9 protein-coding genes are annotated in these 7,688 nt (G+C 64.0%); 2 read left to right on the forward strand and 7 right to left on the reverse strand.

The genetic code is table 11. From position 1 onward, the window contains the following. Positions 1-581: LLM class flavin-dependent oxidoreductase (locus BIS11_RS07155; RefSeq protein ID WP_253585868.1), on the forward strand; the 581-nt coding region annotated here is incomplete at its 5' end. Between the two features lie 36 nt (positions 582-617). Then, positions 618-1,178 (forward strand): alpha/beta hydrolase, encoded by a 561-nt coding sequence (locus BIS11_RS07160; protein WP_253420960.1) that lies wholly within the window; start codon positions 618-620, stop codon positions 1,176-1,178. A 35-nt stretch (positions 1,179-1,213) separates the two neighbouring features. On the opposite strand, the gene ssuE is transcribed toward BIS11_RS07160, so the two are convergent. The 7 genes from ssuE to BIS11_RS07195 form a co-directional block, all read right to left on the reverse strand. After that, positions 1,214-1,786, reverse strand: a complete 573-nt coding sequence (gene ssuE / locus BIS11_RS07165) for an NADPH-dependent FMN reductase (protein WP_253420962.1) — start codon at positions 1,784-1,786, stop codon at positions 1,214-1,216. Between the two features lie 130 nt (positions 1,787-1,916). Next, entirely contained in the window at positions 1,917-2,822 is a 906-nt protein-coding gene (locus BIS11_RS07170; protein ID WP_253420964.1) for a TauD/TfdA family dioxygenase, read from the reverse strand. Continuing rightward, positions 2,819-3,640: an ABC transporter ATP-binding protein gene (locus BIS11_RS07175; protein WP_253420966.1), complete on the reverse strand. Its 822-nt coding sequence runs from the start codon at positions 3,638-3,640 to the stop codon at positions 2,819-2,821. The genes BIS11_RS07170 and BIS11_RS07175 overlap by 4 nt, the downstream gene beginning before the upstream one ends. After that, positions 3,637-4,725, reverse strand: coding sequence for an ABC transporter substrate-binding protein (locus tag BIS11_RS07180; protein ID WP_253420968.1), 1,089 nt, complete (start codon positions 4,723-4,725; stop codon positions 3,637-3,639). The genes BIS11_RS07175 and BIS11_RS07180 overlap by 4 nt, the downstream gene beginning before the upstream one ends. Before the next feature lie 76 nt (positions 4,726-4,801). Then, the gene (locus tag BIS11_RS07185) at positions 4,802-5,662 is read right to left on the reverse strand and encodes an ABC transporter permease (protein ID WP_253420970.1); all 861 of its coding nucleotides are present in this window, start codon (positions 5,660-5,662) and stop codon (positions 4,802-4,804) included. Between the two features lie 391 nt (positions 5,663-6,053). After that, positions 6,054-7,343 (reverse strand): TRAP transporter large permease, encoded by a 1,290-nt coding sequence (locus BIS11_RS07190; protein ID WP_253420972.1) that lies wholly within the window; start codon positions 7,341-7,343, stop codon positions 6,054-6,056. Then, the coding region (locus BIS11_RS07195; RefSeq protein ID WP_253585869.1) for a TRAP transporter small permease at positions 7,340-7,688 on the reverse strand (349 nt) is incomplete at its 5' end. The genes BIS11_RS07195 and BIS11_RS07190, both read right to left, overlap by 4 nt.

Consider the following 7,688-nt stretch of genomic DNA (forward strand, 5'->3'; position numbering starts at 1 on the left):
AGGTCGCCGCCGACACGGTGGAGAAATACCTCACCTGGGGCGAGTCGCCCGCCCAGGTGGCGGACAAGCTCGCCACGGTCAAGGCGGCCGCCGACCGCGCCGGGCGAACGCTCACCTTCGGTATCCGCCTGCACGTGATCGTACGCGACACCGATGCCGAGGCCTGGGCCGCGGCGGAGAAACTCATCGAGCATCTGGATGACGAGACCATTGCCGCTGCCCAGTCGACGCTGGCCCGAATGGACTCCGAAGGCCAGCGGCGCATGGCCGCTCTTCACGGGGGTCGGCGCGATCGGTTGGAAATCAGCCCCAACCTGTGGGCCGGCGTGGGCCTGGTGCGCGGAGGCGCCGGAACGGCCCTGGTGGGGAGTCCGGAAACGGTGGCCGCCCGCATTCGCGAATACATGGCGATCGGTATCGACACGTTCATCTTCTCCGGCTATCCGCACCTGGAAGAGGCCTACCACTTCGGCGAGAAGGTGCTGCCACTGCTGCCCAAGGATCACGCCGCCCCCGTCATCGATACCGAACGAACGGCGCAACGCGGCGAAGTCATGGCCAATAGCACCCCGCCGCGCTGAACGCGCTTCTCCCTGTCACTGCCAGGAGTCATGCTCATGATCGATGATCACTACCTTATCGTTCCCGGCTGGCACGGCTCGGATGCCGATCACTGGCAAAGCCACTGGCAGAGCCGGTTGATCAACAGTTCCCGCACGCGGGTCGAAAGCTGGAGTCATCCTGAGCGCAACGATTGGATAGAAGCGCTGAACCGAGCCGTATCCGGCGCGTCAGCGCCGGTGGTTCTGGTCGCCCACAGCCTTGGCTGCATTACGGTGGCCCACTGGGCGGGCCGTCATCCGAACCTCACCCACAGAATCAAGGGCGCGCTGCTGGTCGCGCCCGCAGACGTGGAGCGGGGAAGCGTCAGTCAGCACCTGGTAGACTTCGCGCCAATTCCCTTGGCGCCGCTGCCTTTCGCGAGCCTGGTGGTGGGGTCGACCAACGATCCGGCCGCCTCGCTCGAGCGCATCCAGCACTTCGCCAATGCCTGGAGCAGCGCCCTGCACGTCATACAGGGCGCGGGGCATATCAATACTCAATCAGGCCACCACCAGTGGCCTGAGGGCATGCGCCTGCTGGGCTGCTTTACGCCTTGCGAGCATCGCATCGCCTGACGCCCGCGACGTCCCGAAGCGAGTGAAAAGGGTCGTCAGGCGTAAGCGGCGCGCGGATTCGCTCGGTCACTGGCCGCACCCGCCGGCGGCAGGGCCTCGATCAGCTCATCGAGCGCGCGCTGGATGCGCGTACTGGCCTCCTCCTCCACCCGGTAAGTACTGACCGTTTCGCGTATCAGCTGCTGCGCGCTGACGTAGACACCGCTCAGCACGTTGCTGGCGCCCAGCGCGGAAAGCACCGGCTTCATGGCATAGTCGATCACGAGCAGGTGACTATCCGAGCCGCCCGTCGCCAGCGGCAGCACTACTTTGCCTTTCAACCCCCGTTGCGGCACCAGATCGAGCAATCCCTTGAGCGCGCCGGAGAACGATGCCTGATAGACGGGCGTGGCCAGGATCACGGCATCCGCCTTGGCGATCGCCTCGCGGTAGCGCACCACCTGCGGGTCGGATACGTCGGCGAAGAATACCGCGTTACCGTCGAATTCGTTGGCGTCGAACACGTCGGTCTGAAAGCCACGTGCCTCGAGCAGGCCCTCGATGAAGGCGATGAGGGCGGAGGTGCGTGATACGCTGCCGGGGCTTCCGGCAATCAATACGATACTCATGGTCGTCTCCCTGGATCGATACATCGTCGTTTCAGCAAGCTGGATTTTCCGGAAAGCCGCCCTGATCGCCCCGCCTCTCGCACGCGGGGCATCGCCGGACGGCCTGTGAATCGCTGTGTCCTCTTTGCGGTCAAAGAGGCCGCCCACCCCCGAGGCTCACCCGGCGCATGTCGCGCACCTCCTTTTCGTCGAAGGCGGAGCGGTAGTGCGCCGTGGCACGGTTGTCCCACAGCACCACGTCGCCCACTTGCCAGCGGTGCTCGTAACGGTGCGCGGGCGTGTAGAGATGGGCGCGCAGCGCTTCGATCAGCGCCTTGCCCGAGGCGTCGTCAAGCTCGGGGATTTCGACCTCGGTCGCCTCCCCCAAGAACAGCAGCTTGTTACCGGACTCCGGGTGCGTGGTGACCAGCGGGTGCGGATGCGCCTCCCCCTTGGGGGGATTGTGCGGCTCACGGTAGCGCGGGCGCGATGAATCGCGGTTCTGGAAAGGGTTGTAGGTGATCAGTGATAGACCGGCGATCGCCTGCCGGGTATCGGCGTCGAGCGTTTCCCAGGCCAGGTTGAGGTTGTACCAGTGGGTATCGCCACCGGTCGAAGGAAGCTTTCGGGCATAGAGCGCGGACGCCTTGGAGGGCCTGGGCGTCCACTGATGATCGACATGGGCAGCGAGCTCGCCGTTACCGGTATAGCCGCCCTTGACGTTGGACACCTTGACGACGTCCGGCGTGATGCCCTGGTCGTTGGTGGCCAGCACGGGGATATGGCCGGGCGGCTGGAACACGTCGCCGAAGTAGGTGGTGAAGTCGAGCAGCTGCTCGTCGCTCAACCGCTGGCCCTTGAAAATCAGGATATGGTGCTCGAGCCACGCCTGCTTGAGCTTTCGATAGTGCGATGCCGACAACGGCTGAGCCAGGTCGATGCCTCGAACCACGGCGCCCAGGGCGCTGCCGGTAGGCGTGATGGTCAAGGTCTGCGAGGCAAGACTGGCTACGCGTGGGCCAGCTGCGGCGGCGGCGATGGTCGCGGTCGAACTCATGAGACGTTCTCCTTTCCAAGGGTCGAGGATTGCGGGTCGTTGAGATGGTCGTTGAGATGGTTGTTGAGATGAAAAGTGTTCAGCAGCGCTTCGCGGTAAGCGACGAAGCGAGGATCGCTGCGCGCTCGCGGCCGGGGCAGGTCGATATCCATGATTTGCAAGGCGGTGCTCTGGTCGCTGGCGAGAATCACGATCCGGTCGGCCAGATAGACGGCTTCCTCGATATCGTGGGTCACCATCACCATGGTGATGGCCTGTTCGCGCCAGATGCGCTCGAGCTCCTGCTGCATGCGAATCTTCTTCATCGCATCCAGCGCCCCCAAAGGTTCGTCAAGCAGCAGCATTTGCGGCGAGATGGCAAGGCCTCGCGCAATGCCCACCCGTTGCGCCATGCCCCCGGAGAGTTGGCGCGGATAGGCGTGGTAGAAGGCCGTCAAGCCGACGATGTCGAGATAGTGGCGCGCCTTTTCCAGCGCCTGGGCGCTGCTGTTGCCGATCAGTTCAAGCCCCATGGCGACATTGGCTTCCACAGTGAGCCAGGGCAGAAGCCGCGGCTCCTGAAAGACCATGGCGCGCTCAGGACCCACGCCTTGGACCGGCTCGCCGTTCAGGTGGATCGTGCCGCTGTCGGACGCCTCGAGCCCCGCCAGGATTCTCAACAGGGTCGTCTTGCCGGAGCCGCTGGCGCCGATGATGGCCACGAACTCGCCGGCGGCGATCTCCAGGTCGATGTCCTTGAGCACCTCGAGCCGGCTCTCCTTGAGCGCGAAGGATTTATGGACGTGGCGAACACTCAGCCCTTTCGCGATCGCCGTCATGGTTTTTCTCCTTCACCGGCCTCGTCGCCCGCACCGGTGCCCTCGGCATCGCCATTGTAGGCATTGGTGTTGTAGGCATTGGTGATGACATCGGCGACCGTCAATTGACCGGCTCTCAGCGTGCCTTCACGCTCGAGCACGCCCAGCCAGTACTGCACGTCGTGGTCATCGAGCCGCGCCTGGTCGCGCACGCCGAACCCGGCCCAGTAGTCCGCCAGCTGCGCATTTTCATTACGCTTTGCCAGCAGCTCGGCGATCAACTCTCGCGCTTGATCCGGGTGGTTTTTCGCCCAGTCTGCGGCGCGTCCGGATTGAGTGACCAGCGTGCGCACCGCCTCTGGGTGGCGCTCGACGAACGCGCGCTGCATGGAGTAGGGGCTCAGGGTGATATCCCCCAAGAGCTCATGGTCATCGAACAGCGAGCGCACGCCGCCGCCCTCTTCGAGCTGCCCTGCAAAGACGGACTGCCAGGCACCGACGGCCGCGATGTCGACCTGCCCGGAGCGCAGCGTCTGGCCGAGCTGCGGCCCCGGCACCGCCACCAGGCGCACCGCGTTATAGGCAATATCGTGTTGGCGCAGATACTCTCGAACGACGTAATCCAGATGCGCGCCCAGCGTATTGACCGCGATGGTCTTGCCGATCAGATCCGACGGCTCGCGAATCTCGCTCTCCTCGAGCACGTAGAAGCGGCTATTGACCGTTTCGTCGACGCCGTTGGACGCCATGACGCCCACGATGTCTGCGCCGTTGGTAATGGCATTGATGGTCGCGGAGGTCGCCGCCCCGGCGATGTCGATCGACCCGGACGCCATGGCGAACAGACTCTCCGGCCCGCCCTGGCTGAAGCCTTCGGAGACCAGCGTCACGCCGTGATCGTCGAGCCAGCCTTTCGCCTGCGCGATTTCCGGCGCCGTGATCTGACCGCGACTGCTGAGATAGCGAATGGTCACCGTCTCGCTGTCCGCCCCTTCGACGCCTTGGGTCTGGCCGGCCAGCGCCGCCTGGCTCGTCAAAAGCCACCACGTGCCCGCCAGTAGCAGCGACGTTTTCCTGCTCCGTTTTCCTGTCGCGAATTGATGCATCGACCTTCTCTCCTGGTTATCGAAATTCATTGCCTTGAATCATTGCCCTTGAATCATTGCCCGTGGACGATGCGCATTACGCGCCGCTCTCGCTTTCCCAACGGCAAAGGCGCCCTTGCAGTGCCACCAGCAGGTAGTTGGCCAGCAGCCCGAGTCCTGCCAGCAGGAAGATGGCGGCAAACATCAGCGGCGTCTGGAAGTTGTATTGGGCATTCATCACCTGGAAGCCGACCCCCTGATTGGCACCGATCATCTCGGCGGCCACCAGCAGCAACAGGGTCGAGGTCGCACTCAGCCTCAGGCCCACGAAGATCGACGGGATGGCGCTGGGAACCACGACGCGACGAAACACCTGGAAGCGCGATGCGCCGAACACGCGAGCCATCTCGATCAGCTTGGCGTCGGTCTGCTGAACGCCCGCGATGGTGTTCATCAACAGCGGAAACACCGAGGCCCAGAAGATGACGAACACCTTGGATGCCTCCCCCAGCCCCATCAGCAGGATGAAGACCGGATAGACCGCCAGCGCCGAGGTCTGGCGAAAGAGTTGCAGGATGGGGTCGAGCGCCTGCTCGATGGCACGGAAGCTGCCCATGGCCAGTCCCAGCGGAATGGCCAGCAGCACCGAAGCGCCGAAGGCGATGCCCGAACGCTGCAGGCTGATGCCGATATCCCTCAGCAGAGTGCCGTGCCACAGCGCGTTGAACAGCGCGACCGCGATCCGGTCCAGCGGAGGGATCACCGCCGCGTTGAGCCAGCCAAGTGAGCTTGCCAGCTGCCATAGCCCGAAGAAGACGACGAGCGCACCGTAGCGGCCAAGACACAGGTTGCCGGTCCGCATCATCGCCTGACTCGCCTGGCGAAAGCGTGTGTCGTTTACCCCGAGCGTCGGAGTGACGCTTCGGGTGTTGACGTCGTAGGTGGTGGCTTTTTTCATTGTGACGGCCCCTTGGCAACCAAGCGTTGCATTCGATGAGGCCTCTACCCTACCCAGCGCTGCTTCGCCGGCTAAATGGTTATCATCGCTAATCATATTGCGAATTGGATATTAGCGCCGACGGGATTCCGGCTTGCTGGCAAGGAGCCAGCACCGGCTTCGAACCCATGGAATCTTCACAACGGGGAATTAAACGACTGGACGTCATCGCTGCCAGCACCGGCCATCGAAGAAAAGGCACGCGGCGGGAGTACGGGGGGAGAAGAGTCACCGCCGGACGTCACGGTAAGTGAGCCCAGCGCGATACGGGCGCTGAAAACGAGTGCTGAAAAAAAGCCGATAGAGCATGACGCTCTATCGGCCTTGTCCTACCCGGCGCATCGATCGACTATCAAAACGCCTTGGGGAACATCATCTGTGGCAGGAACAGGAAGACGCTGGGCAGCAGGATCAGCGCGATGATGACCAGCAGGATCAGCCCGATCAGCGGCAGCACCGCGAGGAAAGCGCGCGGCATCGAGACCTCGCCGATCTGGGTGGCGATCAGAAGGCAGATACCGTAGGGCGGCGTGATCAGCCCAAGCGTCAACGACAGGATCACCACCAGTGCCATGTGCACCTGGTTGATGTCCGCCGCGAGGCAAAGCCCCTGGATGATCGGCAGGAAGATGATCACCGCGGTCACCGGGCTCAGCACCGTGCCGATGACCAGCATGAAGCCCATCACCAGCAGCATGATGCCGATGCGCGAGTCGGTCACCGACAGGATGAAGTTGGCCACCTCCTGGGCGATGCCCAGATACGAGATCAGCCAGCCCATGATGCCGGCTGAAGCCACCGCGAACATCGGCAGCGAGAACGCCACCACCGAGTCGCTGAGAATGCTCGGCAGCTTCGTCAGCGGAATGGCGCGGTAGACGATGAACGCCAGCACCGCGCCGATGAGCACCGCCACCGACGCCGCCTCGGTGGCGGTGAACACCCCGAGGGTGATGCCGCCGAGAATGATGATCGGCAGCAGCATGGGCGGTGTGGCGATGAGTGCGGTGCGCCCCATCTGGCCGAAGGAGAACGTGCCGGTCGCCTTGATGCCGTGGCGCTTGGCCACGTAATAGACGTAGCCCATCTGCATCACCCCCACCAGGATGCCCGGCAGCACCCCGCCCATGAACAGCGCCCCCACCGAGACGTTGCCGAAGGCGCCATAGATGACCATCAGGATCGATGGCGGGATGATGCCGCCGAGCACCGACGAGGCCGCCGTGAGCGCCACGGCGAAAGGCGCCGGGTAGCCGGACTTCTTCATCGCCGGGATCAGCACCGCGCCCACGCTTGCGGTGTCCGCCGCCGCCGAGCCCGAGAGGCTCGCGAACATCATCGACACCATGACGTTGATATGGCCAAGCCCGCCGCGAATGTGGCCGACGGTGCTGTCGGCGAAACGCAGCAGCCGGTCGGTGATGCCGCCATCGTTCATCAGCCGCCCGAGCAGCAGAAAGAACGGCACCGCCAGAAGCGGAAAGGAGTTGATGCTGGCGAACATCTGGTTGACCACCGAGGTGAGCGGCAATCCCAGTTGCAAGATGGTGACGATGGAGGCCAGACCGATGGCGAAGGCGATCGGAACGCTCAGGGCGATGAGCAGCAGGAAACTGCCGATCAGGGTCAGGAGAGGGTTCATGAATCGATGGCCTCGGGGGTGGGGTCAGCATGACCGCGGGTGAGTGTCTTGATGTCCTGCAGGATGACTTCGATGGAGAACGCCAGCATGGCGACCCCCGCCACCGGCATGGCAGCGAAGACGTAGGCCATGGGCGTGCCCAGCGCCACCGAGCGCCGGTGCCAGCCCATGTCCACCAGCACGTTGCCGTTGACGATCAGCACGTAGATCACCGGAAGGCAAGCGAGGCTGCCGAACAGGCGCAGCGCCCGCTGGGTGACGGCGAAGCGGGTCGGGAAGACATCCACCACGTAGTGGCGCCGGCGCCTAAGCGCCACCGCCGCGCCCAGGAACACCGCCCAGATG

Source organism: Halomonas sp. 707D4, assembly GCF_024158685.1.
Lineage (GTDB): Bacteria > Pseudomonadota > Gammaproteobacteria > Pseudomonadales > Halomonadaceae > Vreelandella.

Excerpts from the sequence above, each read along its gene's own strand:
- BIS11_RS07160 (WP_253420960.1), top strand. The coding sequence starts at position 618 with ATGATCGATGATCACTACCTTATCGTTCCCGGCTGGCACGGCTCGGAT.
- ssuE (WP_253420962.1), bottom strand. The coding sequence starts at position 1,786 with ATGAGTATCGTATTGATTGCCGGAAGCCCCGGCAGCGTATCACGCACC.
- BIS11_RS07170 (WP_253420964.1), bottom strand. The coding sequence starts at position 2,822 with ATGAGTTCGACCGCGACCATCGCCGCCGCCGCAGCTGGCCCACGCGTA.
- BIS11_RS07175 (WP_253420966.1), bottom strand. The coding sequence starts at position 3,640 with ATGACGGCGATCGCGAAAGGGCTGAGTGTTCGCCACGTCCATAAATCC.
- BIS11_RS07180 (WP_253420968.1), bottom strand. The coding sequence starts at position 4,725 with ATGCATCAATTCGCGACAGGAAAACGGAGCAGGAAAACGTCGCTGCTA.
- BIS11_RS07185 (WP_253420970.1), bottom strand. The coding sequence starts at position 5,662 with ATGAAAAAAGCCACCACCTACGACGTCAACACCCGAAGCGTCACTCCG.
- BIS11_RS07190 (WP_253420972.1), bottom strand. The coding sequence starts at position 7,343 with ATGAACCCTCTCCTGACCCTGATCGGCAGTTTCCTGCTGCTCATCGCC.